This window comes from Flavobacterium fluviatile (assembly GCF_010645065.1).
In the GTDB taxonomy this organism is placed as follows: domain Bacteria; phylum Bacteroidota; class Bacteroidia; order Flavobacteriales; family Flavobacteriaceae; genus Flavobacterium; species Flavobacterium fluviatile.
Genome location: NZ_JAADZW010000001.1, coordinates 435281 through 449568, shown reverse-complemented (window position 1 = coordinate 449568; position 14288 = coordinate 435281). Strand labels below are relative to the sequence as shown.

Below are 14288 nucleotides of genomic sequence, written 5' to 3'. Positions count from 1 at the left end.
TTATAGCATCAAAAAAACCAATTGATCAGATTAACACTTCTTTTCTTTATATCCGATTTAAAGTTCTATATTTGTTAAGAATCTCAAAATTTAAAACGCAAATGCAAAACAACTCATTAATGGGCTTAAAAGAGCACGAAAACAAATTATTAACAATATGGTCCCAGATTCTTCAGGATAGTGGGGCTGGTGATGGAGCAATGGAAGAAGAAGAGTCTAAGGAATTTGCTTCACTTTTTTTAAGTGCATTGGAAAAATCCGGAAATTTTGACGAATTTGAAAAAGTAGAGGATCTTATTATAGGAATTGCATCTTCAAGAGGAAAACGCGGTTTTTCACCAAGAGAAAATGCACAATATCTAATATCATTTAAACAAGCTGCTTCTAAGGTAATTTCAGAACTTATTACAGATTCTGCCGAGCTTTATGATGCCAATCTGAAACTGAACGAAATTCTTGACAACATGATGATCATGACGTTTGAAGCTTTTATGAAAGGGCGTGAAGATATAATTTCAAGACAGGTAGATGAAATAAGTGAAATTTCTACACCGGTTATTTCAGTTTGGGAAGGAATTGTGGCATTGCCGATTATTGGAACACTTGACAGCTCAAGAACACAGGTTGTAATGGAAAATTTATTACAACAAATTGTGGATACAGGAAGCTCAATTGCTATACTGGATATCTCCGGTGTACCTGCTGTTGATTCACTTGTAGCGCAGCATTTAATCAAAACCGTAAGTGCAACCCGGTTGATGGGTGCAGAATGCATTATAAGTGGTATTCGTCCTGAAATTGCACAAACCGTTGTACATCTAGGAATTGACCTTACGGGAATTATCACAAAAGCATCATTGGCAAGTGCACTTCGTACGGCATTTGATATGTTGCAGCTCAATGTTGTTAAAAGAAAAGTAATAGGATAAGAGGCTGTTTATATGGAAAGAATTCCTATATTAAAAATGGGGCAATATTTGCTCGTTACCATACAAGTAGATTTGTATGATCAGTTGGCAGAAAATCTGGAATCAGATTTAATTAATACAATAAGTAAGCATAGCTCGAAAGGTGTACTGATTGATATTTCTGCAGTTTCTATCATAGACTCATTTATGGGTCGAATTTTAGGAAATATTGCAGTGATGTCTAAAATAATGGATGCGCAAACCGTAGTGGTGGGCATGCAGCCAGCAGTTGCAATTACACTGGTAGAATTAGGACTGTCCTTAAATGGAGTCATAAGTGCCCTGAATGTTGAAAGAGGCATGGAATTACTGCGCTCAAAAATGCACAATAGTGATAATGAAGAGCCGGAATATGACGACGATAACGAATAACAGAGAAGAAGCACTGATTGTAAAGGAACAGGACGTAGTACCTCTCCGCAATCGCGTAAAAGAGTATGGAGTAAAAATTGGTATGAGTATTTTAAATCAAACCAAATTAATTACTGCCACAAGCGAACTCGTTCGTAATCTCCTAAAGTATGGAGGGGGCGGCAAAGTCATTATCGAATCGGTCAGCAATGGCCGTGACAATGGCGTACGCGTTACTTTTATAGATAATGGACCGGGAATAGCAGATATAGCTTTAGCAATGAAAGACGGATACAGCACAGGAAAAAGTTTAGGTCTGGGATTACCAGGAACCAAAAGATTAGTCAATGAATTTGACATTAAAAGTGAATTAGGAAACGGTACTACAGTTACTATAACAAAGTGGAAAAATGGATAATACTTTTTCCAGTTATAAAATTGATGACAGAAGTCTTATTCCGTTTATAAAGAGAGAAATACACAACCTGGCAATTCAATTAGGTTTTACCCCACACAGGGCTGCAGAAACCGATATTATTGTTGCCGAACTGACTTCAAATCTTATAAAATTTGCAAAAGAAGGAGTACTCTTGTACAGACCTCATTTGGTGGCAGAGCAAAGTGCAATTGAAATTTATTGCCTCGATAAAGGAATAGGTTTTGAAAATGCAGCACGAATCATGAACGACGGCTATTCAACCGCAAACACACTTGGTCATGGTTTAGGTTCTATTAAAAGACTGAGTAACGATTTTCAGATCTATTCGATGAAAAACTGGGGCTGTGTACAGTATGTCAGAATTTGCGAAAAAGTTGATATATGCCTTCCTTCGTTTAAAAATGAATTAAAATACAGTACAATTGCAGTTAATTATCCGGGAGAAAAAGTCTGCGGGGATGGGTATCATATCAAGTATTTAAAGAATGGTTTCCAGATATTTGTAGGGGACGGATTAGGTCATGGAGAATACGCATATGAAGCAGTACAGGCAGGACTTAAGGCTTTTAGACAGACAATAGAATTTCAGCCATCTGAAATCCTGAGGGATATTCATGCTAAAACTAAAAAAACCAGAGGTCTGGTAGCTACGATAATTACTGTTGATTATGCAGCAGAGGTCTGGAATATCTGTGGTATTGGAAACATCAATACCCGTATTTACAACGGACTGGAAAATAAAACCTATACACCTTACAATGGTATCCTGGGGCATAATATTCCGCGTACTTTGAACAATACTATTGTACCCTATAAAAAACATCAAATCATTATCATGCATAGTGATGGCCTTCGTACAAGATGGAGCCTGAACGATATGAATGGTATTTTTAAACAGAGTCCGGGAATAATTGCAGCTTCTTTGCTTAAGGAAAATATACGGGGGAATGATGATGCAACGATTTTTGTAGCCAAAATAATTTAAGAGCCATGAAAGAGATCATACAAATCAATCTTGATAACGAAATGGATTTGATATTAGCGCATAAAAGATGCATGAAGATTGCGGAAATGTGTGGGATGCCTTCTTCTTTTCAAACAAGATTTTCTACTGCTGTTTCTGAAGTCGCAAGATGCTCAATTACAAAAGGCAGCAATTCATTACTCGTTTTGGGAATCAGAATTGTAAAAGCGACACAGAAAGAAATTGTGGCAATTATAACGGATAATGTAGATTTAAAAAAATGCAGTCCCGAAGCTTTTAATTATGCCTCTAAAATTTCAGCAAATATTGAATACAGTTTTGCTAACAATCAGTCGACAACCCGAATCAGTCAGCCGGTTTTATCTCCGGGACTTTTATCAGAAGCGAAAATCAGAACCCTGAGTGATTATTTTAAATATGAACCACCTTTGTCTCCTTATGATGAAATAAGAAAGAAAAATATTGAATTAATTGCGCTATCCGAAAAACTGACCGAAAGTGAAAACAAGTACAGGCAGCTTGCCAATACTATTCCAATTTTGATTTGTATTGTTGGTGAACGTAACAATGTTATTCTTGCTAATGAATCAATAGAGAGTTATCTTAAGCTTCCCTTACGTAATTTTGACAGAAAAACATTAATCAATTTTGTCCATCCTGAAGATATTGATGGTATCCTAGAAGACTGGAACAAGGCAAGAACCAATCGTTCTGATTTTTTAGGTGAAATCAGAATTAAAAATGACAACAACAATTACGTTTGGCATTTGGTTTCTATAATTCCGAATAAATCAGAAGACGGTTCTTTTAACAGCTGGCTCATTTATTTTGTAGATATCAATGCGCAGAAAATCATTGTGGAAACACTAAAGGACAACTCCGAATTAAAAATAATTCAGCGTGAACTGGAAAGTGCCAATTCAAAACTGGTTTTTAAAAATAAAGAGCTGGAACAGTTTGCATACATTGCCAGTCACGATTTGCAGGAACCACTGCGAAAAATTATGATTATGCTTTCACGCGCAGGTCAGCATTTATCAGAAGATCAGAAAAAGGAATATTATTTTGACCGAATTACTTTAGCAGCCGGCCGATTATCACATCTTATCACTGATGTACTTAATTATTCCAGGGTTGACAACAAAAAGCAGCACTTTGAAGAGGTTGACCTCAATGAAGTGATGTCTGAAATTCTGGGAGACCTCAGTCTGGTAATTGAGGAGAAAAAGGCTGTGATTCACGTCAATGAACTTCCAGCAGTTTCAGGATTGAATACCCAGCTTCGCCAGTTGTTTTACAATCTGGTTAATAATGCATTAAAATTCAATACATCAGACCCTATTGTAACTATTTCTGCAACCAATCTGCCTGATAACAAGAACGAGTTGGCATTGTCAGGAAATTATCATCTTATTTCAGTTTCTGATAATGGAATAGGAATGGATAGTCAATATTCAGGACGAATCTTTGATATGTTCCAGCGACTGCATGAAAGAGATCAGTATGGAGGAAATGGAATAGGACTTGCATTATGCCGCCGAATTATAGAAAACCATAACGGCAGTATTGATTTTACCAGCCAGCCCGGAAAAGGAACTACTTTTTGGATTTACCTTCCAAAGCAGCAGTAAACAAGAAAGATAATCTTTGTGGATTGTCTTTCTTGTTTATAAATTAATTCTAAAAATTTAATTCAAATAAATATTCCGGTTTACGCTTATCTGCTCTAGAAAGGTTTCATCATGTGAAACTATAATCAACGTTCCCATGTATTCATTTAAAGCAGCAGTTAATATCTCAATATTCTGTATATCCAGATTATTTGTGGGCTCATCTAAAATGATTACATCAGGTGCTTCATTTGCTATCGTTAAGGTGCAAAGCATCAGACGCATTCTTTCACCTCCACTTAAATAACGACATGGTTTATCCCAGTCTGTTTGGGTAAACAAAAACCGATTCAGCCTCATTTTAATGTCGTGTTCTTCTAAACCGGAAACATTGCTTTGCTGTGCCTGATCGTAAACAGTTAAATCTGTATTTATTAGCGAATAATCCTGATCGATATAAATCATTTCGCAATCTACTGTTTTTAGAATTCCTTTCTTAGGTTTTAAATCTTCTAAAATTAGTTTTATCAGCGTTGTTTTTCCCGAGCCATTATTACCGTTTATGGCAATTCGTTCACCGCTCAAAATCTGAAAGTTCAAATCTGTTTTCCAAATCCACTCTTCATTATAACTGTAATTAACCGATTCGGCTGCCACAAGAATCTTTCCTTTGTGTAAGCGTGAATTATCGAGACCGAATTTCATTTTATCCAGACTTGAAACTTCGTCACGCAATTCACGCAATTGCTGTGAAATTCCGACAATTTTTTCAGCATGTACACTTTTGGTTTTTGAAGTGCTGTTTTCGGCTTTATTCCTTAAAGTATTCATCATGATTCGGGCAACTCCGGCTTTTTCCTGCTTCTTTTTCCCTTTCGAATCACATTTTTGTTCTCTCTCCAGAGTTTTCCTTTGTTTTTCTTTGGCTTTCTGAAGCGATTTTTCTTTCGAATGAATATCCTGGGCTAATGCTTCTTTTTCGATATTCTTCTGATTTTGGTAAAAATCGTAATTGCCTCCGTAGGCTTTGATTACGTTTGTTTTTAATTCACAGGTAGCATCCAGCAAATTCAGCAACTTCCGGTCGTGGCTTACTACTAGCATTGTTGCCGCTGAAGCTTTTATGAATTGATATAGCAATGCTCTTCCTTCAGCATCCAGATGATTACTGGGTTCATCCAGCAATATAAGCTTGGGCTGATGGATCATAATGCCGGCCAGAAATACTTTTGTTTTTTCACCACCGCTTAAAAATCCAAGCTTTTGAGTTAATTCTAAATCATTTAGACTCCAGTATTTCAAGGCTTCATTACAGCGATCCTCGATAGTCCAGCCGTCATTAAGTATGTTTAAATTTGATTCATTGACATTGCCTTCCAGAATTTCATGCAAAGCAGTAAGTTTTTCATCAATCTGTAAAGCTTCTGAAATAGACAAGTGATTGTATTGCCCGAAAATCTGCGGGACATAATAAGGCTCTGAATCGATTTCCATTATTCCGCCTGACGGAAATAATTCTTTTGCGATAATTTTTAGCAATGTTGATTTTCCGGAACCATTATGACCAACTAAGGCAGTTTTGTTTCCGCTATTCACTGTTAAACTGACGTTGTTAAACAGCAATTCTTTATTAGAATGTGTATATGAAATGTTTTGCAGAATAAGCATAATCTCTTTCTTAAGCATTAATAAAATGGCAAAACCAAAGTCTGGCTAGCCGTCTTTATATCTGAAAGAAATTATTTATTCACATTTATGAAGTCTTTAATTGAAAGTGCAAATATAGGGATTAAGTCAAAAAAATTAAAGTCTAAAGTCAGAAAGTGTAGTTCTCATTCGACTTTAAACTTTAAACCTTTGTGATTAGTTATTACGTAATGCATCCATCAATTGTTCTTTCGTCATATTCGATCTTCCTTTAATTCCAACTTTTACAGCTTCTTTGTATAGATCCTGTTTTGTTCTGTCTTTGTAATCTCCAGCTTTGCCGCCTCTTTTTTCGGCACCCTGACTATTGGCTATTCGCGCAGATTTTTGTTTACTGTAACCTTTATCGCGCAATGCTTCGTATTGATCCTTATCTTTAACTTGGGGACCCGGATTTTCTTTTGGCATAATATTACTTTTTAAAGTTTATCTCTTTCATCAATACAGATTTTCTCGTTGCTATGTTTGATATTTCATTCGCTCTCGATCAAGTTGATTTGGTTGTATAACCACTTGTCCCGACATCGGCTTTATGATATGAAATATTATAGCCTGATCTTTAAAATACTTTACAAATCTAAATTCGTTGAAAATCAAAAGATTACACAATTACTACTTTTAATTATATTATTATCAGATAATTAAAGCAAAGAGATATTTTTTTCATTGGTTAAAACAATTCCGAGCTCTTTAGAACGATGTCAAATAACAGTCTTAATTTATAATGTATGTTTTTTTTGTAAATTTAGGAATCAAAAAAAAAAGACCACTTAAAAGATAGACTTTATGATACAACTAACTGTAAATGGCAAAACCGAAAATCTGGATGTCAGCCCGGAAATGCCTCTGCTTTGGGCAATTCGCGATACTTTGGGGCTTACCGGAACTAAATTTGGCTGCGGTGTTGCACAATGCGGCGCCTGTGTAGTGCATCTCGATGGCGAAGCAGTTCGTTCCTGTGTAACCAAAATGAGTCGTGCCAGAGGAAAAAATGTAGTGACTATAGAAGGATTATCTCAAAATAATGACCATCCGGCACAAAAAGCCTGGCAGGAAATCGACGTACCACAATGTGGCTATTGCCATTCCGGACAAATCATGTCGGCTGCAGTACTTTTGAGGGAAAATCCAAATCCTACAGATCAGGATATAGACGATGCCATGGCCGGAAACATTTGCAGATGCGGGACTTATCCGCGAATTCGTAAAGCCATACATCTGGCTTCACAAATGCAGGAGAAAACAAAATCTGATAAATAAGCAGTAATCAAAAAACTATGTCAACAAAAATTAAATTTATATGGATTGCCATAATTCTGGTCTCAGGTATTGGACTGGCATTTACTGTTTCAAAGAACCGGATTGTTGAAAAAGAATATGTTTCTATTGTACCGATAAAAAAAGACAGCGTGGCATCAGTTGCGGCGTTTAAGCAGGTCTATAAAGTTCTGATGAGTCCGCGTTGTGTCAATTGTCATCCAAAAGGTGACATTCCGCTTCAGGGAGATAATAGCGTTATTCACAGCATGCAGCCTAAGCGAGGGAAAGACGGAAAAGGTGTGTATGCAATGAAATGTGCTAATTGCCATCAGCCATCAAACAGTCCCGGACTGCATACACCACCGGGAAATCCGGAATGGCATTTACCGCCTGCAGATATGAAAATGGTATTTGAAGGAAAAACAGCCCACGAACTTGCCAAACAACTGGTGAATCCGCAGCTTAACGGGCATAAAGACCTGCAACAGCTTATAGCGCATGCAGATGACGGTTTGGTAAAAGCAGGATGGAATATGGGAAAAGGCAGAACCGCTCCGCCTTTAACACATGCGCAGTTTAAAAAAGCATGGATTACATGGCTGAAAACGGGCGCTTATGCTCCTGCAAAATAACATTATCTTAATTTAATGATTATCCGATGACTCAAAATAATAACATAGATACTACAAGACGAAATTTCCTGAAACTTACCGGACTGGGAGGTGCGGCACTTTGTCTTGGTTTTTACTTTCCGGCAAATGGAGCGCCAGTGGTCGTACATCCTTCTGAATTAAGTGATTCAGAAATCGAATTATGCCCCTGGATTATCATCAATCCGTCAGGAAAAGTGACCCTTGTAAATCACAGGGCAGAAATGGGACAGGGTTCGTATCAGTCGGTTCCGCAAATCGTAGCTGAAGAACTCGAAGTTGACATGAAAGATATCAACGTCATCTTTGCCATTGGTAACGAAAAAAAATACGGAGGGCAAATTACCGGAGGAAGCTCAACCATTCGCTCAGCTTATAAAAAACTGTTAAAATTAAGCGCTGCAGCGCGTGAAATGCTTATTACTGCAGCAGCTGCAAAATGGAGTGTTCCTGTAACCGATTGCTATGCAGCATCCGGACATGTGATTCATAAGCCATCCGGAAAAAAACTGCATTATGGAGAACTCGCTGAGGCCGCTTCAAAACTCGAAGCTCCAAAAGAACCAAAGCTGAAGAAAATTTCGGAATATAAATTGATTCGCAAACCGCTTAAAAGAATTGACACACCGCTTAAAACCAATGGTGAATTAATTTTTGGCCTTGATAAAAGAATTCCGGGAATGCTCTTTGCTTCAGTAGAGCGTGATCCCCGTTATTTTGGAAAAGTAAAAAGCTTTGATGCAACTGCTGCATTAAAAGTTCCGGGTGTGAAACGCGTTTTCAAGGTCGAAATGGGGTATTACGAGCATATCCGTGAAGGTGTTGCCGTAGTCGCTACTTCAACCTGGGCTGCCCTTGAAGGCAGAAAGCAATTAAAAGTAGAGTGGAATAGTAGTGGTTTTAAACACTGGAGCACCCCGGAGATATTTGAAACCCAAAACAATCTTCTCAAAACAGAAGAAGGGATGCCACTGAAAACACAGGGAAATCCAACCGAATTATTGTCCAGAACCAACAAGAAATTAGACGTTATTTATCAGACTCCTTATCAGTCACATACTGCAATGGAACCTATAAATTGCATTGCACATTACAAAGGCAATTCAATTGAAATCTGGGGACCAATACAGGCTCCTGGCTGGGTTCAGGATTATATAAGTAAAAAGTTTAAAATAGATAAAGAGAAAGTGATTGTAAATATGACTTTTCTTGGCGGTGGTTTCGGGCGAAAAGCTATGAATGACTATCCGTATGAGGCGGTGGCAGTTTCTAAAGAAATTGGCGGTCCGGTTCAGGTTGTATGGACACGTGAGGATGATGCTACATTAGGGCCTTTTCGTCCTGGAATTTCTTACCGCTGCGAAGGAAGTATGTCTGATGGCAAAATTAATGCCTTGAAATTCAGAATGGCCGGTCAAAATAACGGGCACTGGAGCGGAGCACCAAAAGACAAACCAAATGGAAGCACCAGCGAAGGATTTTTAAAACCTTATTATGAAAGCATTAAAAATGTAAGCTTTTCAGATATCCTTTTTGAAACCAGTATTCCAACAAGTTTCTGGAGATCCGTATATGCTTCTACAAACGGATTTGCCTATGAAAGTTTCATTGATGAAATGGCTCATGAAGCAGGAAAAGATCCCTTGGATTTTCGTCGGGAACATTTACATGAAGAGCGCTGCCAAAAATTAATTGATAAAATAGAAGAAGTTTCAGACTGGAAGAGACGAAAAAAAAATGAAGGCTATGGCGTCGCTATTACAGAATGTTTCAACTCCACAGTCGGGCAGGTTGTAAAAGTTTCCAAAAATCCTGATGGTGGTGTGAAAATAGATAAAGTATGGGCTGTCATGGATTGTGGCTGGTATGTAAATCCGGATATCATTCATGCACAGGTTGAAGGTTCTATTGTCATGGGACTGGGCGCTGCAACAACACATCAGATTACATTCAAAGAAAATATCGTTGAACAGCATAATTTTTACGATTATCCAATGCCCCGCATTAATGAGATTCCTTTAATAGAAGTACACATTATAGACAATGAAGAAGATGCGGGCGGAGTAGGCGAACCTGCACTGCCGCCTTTTGCACCGGCACTAACCAATGCTATATTTGATTTGACAGGAAAACGAATCAGAACCTTGCCTTTTAGCCTGGGAACAGTTTAAATAAATTATCAAATCAATATTGAGAGTGAAATTATTTCAAAAAAGGATTATAATATGATGCACGAATTATTAAAATTAAAAGAATCGTACATTTTAGCGCTGTCAACAGGACTTAAAAGCGTCATGGCCACAGTTGTCGCTATTGAAGGTTCCTCGTACAGAAGACCGGGCGTTCGCATGCTGATTTTTGAAAATGATAAAATGGTTGGAGCAGTAAGCGGAGGTTGTGTTGAAAAAGAAATCCTCAAACAATCCCAGTCTGTATTTTTGGATAACAAAGCAAAAATTATGATTTACGATGGAAGGTACCGACTTGGATGCGAAGGCGTTCTTTATATTCTTTTGGAACCTTTTTCTCCTGATGCAGCTGCTTTGGATGCTTTGGAGACCGTTGTAAAAAAAAGAGAAACGCTGGAAATTGAATCTTTTTATATCAAAACAGAGGGAATTCAGACGGGTCTGGGTTCAGAATTTCATTTTGAAGGGGAAAATTTTGCTTTTTCGAATATCCAATTAGATAGAGCACTTCCTGCTTTCAAACAAATTCTTCAACCACGCTTTCATTTAATTATAATTGGATCAGAACATGATGCTGTACAATTATGCCAATTTGCTTCGTTAACAGGCTGGGAAGTTACAATTGTGGCATCTGTAAAAGATCCTAAGACGATCGCTAATTTTCCGGGGGCAAACCAGGTTTTGCATTTGCAGCCTGAAGAAATTGGATTACTTTCTATAGATAATGAAACAGCAGTTATCTTAATGACACACAGTTATTCAGCCGATTTAAAATTCCTTATCGGATTAAAAAATACACTGCCTGCTTATCTTGGACTTCTGGGTCCGGTTAAAAGAAGAAATCAGATTTTAAACGATTTTTTTGAATTTACTGATTACTGTAACGAAGACCTGGTGGATGTAGCGTATGGCCCGTCAGGCATCAGCATTGGAGCAGAAACTCCTCAGGAAATTGCCATCAGTATTATTGCTGAAATACTTTCGGTGGTACGTAAAGAGGAACCAATCTCTTTAAAATATAAAACCAGTACTATTCATTCGCAAATTACAATTGATAAGTGATGAGTAAAATCGCCATCGTAATATTAGCGGCAGGAAATTCAAAAAGAATGGGTCAGTCAAAGCAATTGCTTGCCTGGAAAGATTCGACTTTATTAGGTAGCGTGATTGAAAATGCATTTTGTGCAGATGCAGATGAAATTTTTGTGGTTCTGGGTGCATACCGAAATGAAATTAAAGAAAAAACAGATTTATCGAAAACCATTATTCTTACCAATAAAAACTGGCAACAGGGATTAGGGAGTTCTATAGCATTCGCTACAGCAGAAATAGATAAAAATTATCCTAACATTAATGCTATTTTGTTTGTATTGGCTGACCAGCCTTTTATTAGGAGCCAGCATCTGAATGCAATAACAGCACTCCACAATAAAAAAAAAGAAGCTATTATTATAACCAGAAGGGAAGAGTACGGCGGAGTACCTGTTCTTTTTCCCAGAAAATTTTTCTCAGAGCTTGGATCGCTATCGAATGACGAAGGAGCAAAAGAAGTCATCTGGAGAAATAAGAGTCATGTTAGTGAAGTTGTAACAGATGATGATATTACTGATATAGATAATTTTGAATCCTATATTATACTAAATCAAGCCCTGAACAAAACGAAATGAATTAAATAAGCTTAACTACTTTTTCAAATCTTCCATGATTACTAATTGACACATTATTAGATATTTTAGATAAATCACTTAAATAAGGAATTCCATACTGGTCTTTAAAAATCCCTCTCTTTTCAACTTCAATTACGTTGTTTAAATCACAATAGGAGCTAACTGCAATTGTATGAATGCCATCATTTAAAATAGCGGTTTTAGTATAATAAATATTCCCCCCACAAGTTACCTCACCTTCAATGTAATCGTTTTCATTTAATACAATTCTACAAATCAGTTTTTTAGGAATGTATTCCCTTCTTTTTGTTTGTCGGTTATAGATTTTATAAGCAGCTTCTTTCATGCTCCAAAACAGCCACACTAAAATTTCAGGATTTGTTTCCTGTTTTATAAAAAGCTGTTCTTCCTCAGTAAAGAGCTTTTCCAGAAATCCTCTACGCTGCCAATTACTTTCCTGACGTGACTGTAATATATCGACCACATCATTGCCAATCATTTTGCAGCGAGTTTGGTTTCTATAATTTCTACCGCTGTTTTTACATCCAGCATTCTTTCCATATCTGTATTATCAATAACCACATCAAAATTTTCCTCGATATCCAGTACAATATCTACCAGATTAGCCGAATTGATTTCAAGATCCTTAATAAAATCTGTGTTCTCAGTAAGATTGTCATATGCTTCACTATTTGCCGTATAAGGCTTGATAATGACTTTTAATTTTGCAATAAGTTCTTCTTTATTCATATTAATTTTTATATTTTTTAAATAATACACAGGCATTTACATCCCCAAAACCAAAACTGGCCTTAGCAATTACATTTAAATCTGTATTGAACGTTTTAAAAAGTACTTTTGAAGGATCAATAAGCGCCGCAATTTCCGGATGAAGGTCTTCGCAGTTGATATTACCAAACAAAAAACCCTCATAAAGCTGCAGCACCGAAGCTATACTTTCAATACTTCCGGCAGCACTAAGGCAATGACCGGTCATGCTTTTCAGCGAATTTATATACGGAAAATCATTTCTGCTTCTGTTTAATGCTTTTGTCCAGTTTTCAATTTCCAGACTATCTTTTGTAGTAGCTGTGAGATGACCGTTTATAGCATCAACATCTGCTGATGAAATTCCTGAATTCTGTATTGCAACTGTAATGCATCGCTGTACTGCAGTACTGTTTGGGGCAGTCATACTTCCGGTACCACGTTGCCCTCCTGAATTTACATTTCCGCCTAAAATTTCAGCATAAATAGTAGCACCACGCTCCAAAGCAGAATCCAAATCTTCAATAAGCAAAGCGCCGGCACCGCTTCCGGGTACAAATCCGGCAGCTGTTGCACTCATTGGGCGTGAGCCAGGTTCAGGATTATCGTTATACTTAGAACTACATATCCGAAGTGCATCAAATCCTGCCCAAATATACGGACCGCTGTCTCCAGTGCTTCCTGCTAATATACGTTTTGCCTGTCCTGATTTTATACGGTCATACGCCACAAGGATAGCTTCAGTACCGGTTGAACAGGCCGATGAATTTGTGGTTACCTGATTCCCCAAACCTAGTTTACCGCCAAGATAAGCACTTATACCACTGTTCATGGTCTGAGCAACGACGGTGCTTCCTAATTTTCGGGTTTGCAATTCGTCTATTTTATAAATGCTTTCGCGGAATTTATCAATTCCCGAAGTACCGGATCCAAAAATAGTTCCGCTGTCCCAATCCGGTTCTTCATTAATTTCTATTGGAAGTCCCGCATTTTTCCAGGCTTCCATACCTGCAATAACACCATACAAAATACCGGTACTATTAAAGCCGCGCAATTCAAGATCGGTAAAATATTGCGATTTGAGTTCATCTGTGATTTCAGGCTTACCTGCAATCTGACAGGAAAATTGAAGCTCTTGTAGCTGTGAATCATGTCGTATACCAGATAAACCATTTTTTATGGCAGACGTAAACGCAGGAATTCCAACCCCGTTTGGAGCCGCAACACCAAGGCCGGTTATTACAACACGTTTACTCATAATTTTGTCGTTATCATTCCGGCCAAAATTCCTTTGCAGACTTCCTGTCCGGCTTCGTTTTTCATTACCGCCTCACATTTTAATTTTCCAAACCTGAAAAAAGTTTTTTGGGCAGTGACCATAATTTTTTCATTTGGATAAACCGCTTTTAAAAACTGCATGTCAGCAGAGGTGAAGGCGATGACTGTTTCATTATTAAAGGCATCACCCAACAAATAGATTCCCAGGCAAACCATACCTATCTGAGCCATGGTTTCTGTCAATATAACACCAGGTGTTACAGGATTTCCTTTAAAATGACCTTTGTAAAAATCTAGATCTTCCTTAAAAGTATAAGATCCCGAAATGCTGTTTTCATCCACATGCTGCAGTTCATCCACAAACAAGAAAGGTTTAGTATAAGGTAATTTTTCTATAATTTCGTTCAGGTTCATAG

The 14288-nt window shown here is 37.5% G+C and carries 16 protein-coding genes; 10 read left to right on the top strand and 6 right to left on the bottom strand.

Translation table 11 applies throughout. From position 1 onward, the window contains the following. Positions 1–101: 101 nt before the first annotated feature. Genes GXM17_RS01595 through GXM17_RS01575 form a run of 5 tightly spaced genes read left to right on the top strand, consistent with a single transcriptional unit; the run spans position 102 to position 4374 of the window. Positions 102–929: an STAS domain-containing protein gene (locus GXM17_RS01595; protein ID WP_163397534.1), complete on the top strand. Its 828-nt coding sequence runs from the start codon at positions 102–104 to the stop codon at positions 927–929. Positions 930–941: 12 nt separating this feature from the next. Further along, positions 942–1340 (top strand): STAS domain-containing protein, encoded by a 399-nt coding sequence (locus GXM17_RS01590; protein WP_163397533.1) that lies wholly within the window; start codon positions 942–944, stop codon positions 1338–1340. Further along, positions 1321–1737 carry an anti-sigma regulatory factor gene (locus GXM17_RS01585; RefSeq protein WP_163397532.1) on the top strand — a complete coding sequence of 139 codons (417 nt, stop codon included), beginning with the start codon at positions 1321–1323 and terminating at the stop codon, positions 1735–1737. The genes GXM17_RS01590 and GXM17_RS01585 overlap by 20 nt, the downstream gene beginning before the upstream one ends. Then, positions 1730–2743 (top strand): PP2C family protein-serine/threonine phosphatase, encoded by a 1014-nt coding sequence (locus GXM17_RS01580; protein WP_163397531.1) that lies wholly within the window; start codon positions 1730–1732, stop codon positions 2741–2743. Before GXM17_RS01585 ends, GXM17_RS01580 begins: the two co-directional genes overlap by 8 nt. Positions 2744–2748: 5 nt before the next feature. Continuing rightward, on the top strand, positions 2749–4374 hold the full coding sequence (locus tag GXM17_RS01575) for a sensor histidine kinase (RefSeq protein ID WP_163397530.1): 1626 nt from the start codon (positions 2749–2751) through the stop codon (positions 4372–4374). 57 nt (positions 4375–4431) lie between these two features. Here the strand turns inward: GXM17_RS01575 and abc-f are convergent, their stop codons facing one another. Beyond that, positions 4432–6021 carry a ribosomal protection-like ABC-F family protein gene (gene abc-f, locus GXM17_RS01570; protein WP_163397529.1) on the bottom strand — a complete coding sequence of 530 codons (1590 nt, stop codon included), beginning with the start codon at positions 6019–6021 and terminating at the stop codon, positions 4432–4434. Between the two features lie 195 nt (positions 6022–6216). Next, positions 6217–6468, bottom strand: coding sequence for a DUF7218 family protein (locus GXM17_RS01565; protein WP_163397528.1), 252 nt, complete (start codon positions 6466–6468; stop codon positions 6217–6219). A 378-nt stretch (positions 6469–6846) separates the two neighbouring features. Between GXM17_RS01565 and GXM17_RS01560 the strand changes: the two genes are divergently transcribed. Genes GXM17_RS01560 through GXM17_RS01540 form a run of 5 tightly spaced genes read left to right on the top strand, consistent with a single transcriptional unit; the run spans position 6847 to position 11826 of the window. After that, complete coding sequence (locus GXM17_RS01560; protein ID WP_163397527.1) at positions 6847–7320, top strand: (2Fe-2S)-binding protein; 474 nt, start codon at positions 6847–6849, stop codon at positions 7318–7320. A gap of 17 nt (positions 7321–7337) precedes the next feature. Further along, complete coding sequence (locus tag GXM17_RS01555; RefSeq protein ID WP_163397526.1) at positions 7338–7952, top strand: cytochrome c; 615 nt, start codon at positions 7338–7340, stop codon at positions 7950–7952. 26 nt (positions 7953–7978) lie between these two features. Then, positions 7979–10141, top strand: coding sequence for a molybdopterin cofactor-binding domain-containing protein (locus GXM17_RS01550; protein ID WP_163397525.1), 2163 nt, complete (start codon positions 7979–7981; stop codon positions 10139–10141). A 54-nt stretch (positions 10142–10195) separates the two neighbouring features. Beyond that, positions 10196–11221, top strand: coding sequence for an XdhC family protein (locus tag GXM17_RS01545; protein WP_163397524.1), 1026 nt, complete (start codon positions 10196–10198; stop codon positions 11219–11221). Further along, positions 11221–11826 carry a nucleotidyltransferase family protein gene (locus GXM17_RS01540; RefSeq protein WP_163397523.1) on the top strand — a complete coding sequence of 202 codons (606 nt, stop codon included), beginning with the start codon at positions 11221–11223 and terminating at the stop codon, positions 11824–11826. Before GXM17_RS01545 ends, GXM17_RS01540 begins: the two co-directional genes overlap by 1 nt. Before the next feature lies 1 nt (position 11827). On the opposite strand, the gene GXM17_RS01535 is transcribed toward GXM17_RS01540, so the two are convergent. The 4 genes from GXM17_RS01535 to GXM17_RS01520 are packed head-to-tail and all read right to left on the bottom strand — an operon-like array spanning position 11828 to position 14286. Further along, a complete protein-coding gene (locus GXM17_RS01535; protein WP_163397522.1) occupies positions 11828–12325 on the bottom strand; it encodes a 4'-phosphopantetheinyl transferase family protein in 498 nt (165 codons plus the stop codon). Then, complete coding sequence (locus GXM17_RS01530; protein ID WP_163397521.1) at positions 12322–12576, bottom strand: acyl carrier protein; 255 nt, start codon at positions 12574–12576, stop codon at positions 12322–12324. Before GXM17_RS01530 ends, GXM17_RS01535 begins: the two co-directional genes overlap by 4 nt. A 1-nt stretch (position 12577) precedes the next feature. Next, on the bottom strand, positions 12578–13852 hold the full coding sequence (locus GXM17_RS01525; RefSeq protein ID WP_163397520.1) for a beta-ketoacyl-[acyl-carrier-protein] synthase family protein: 1275 nt from the start codon (positions 13850–13852) through the stop codon (positions 12578–12580). After that, the gene (locus GXM17_RS01520) at positions 13849–14286 is read right to left on the bottom strand and encodes a 3-hydroxyacyl-ACP dehydratase FabZ family protein (protein WP_163397519.1); all 438 of its coding nucleotides are present in this window, start codon (positions 14284–14286) and stop codon (positions 13849–13851) included. The genes GXM17_RS01525 and GXM17_RS01520 overlap by 4 nt, the downstream gene beginning before the upstream one ends. Positions 14287–14288 lie beyond the last annotated feature (2 nt).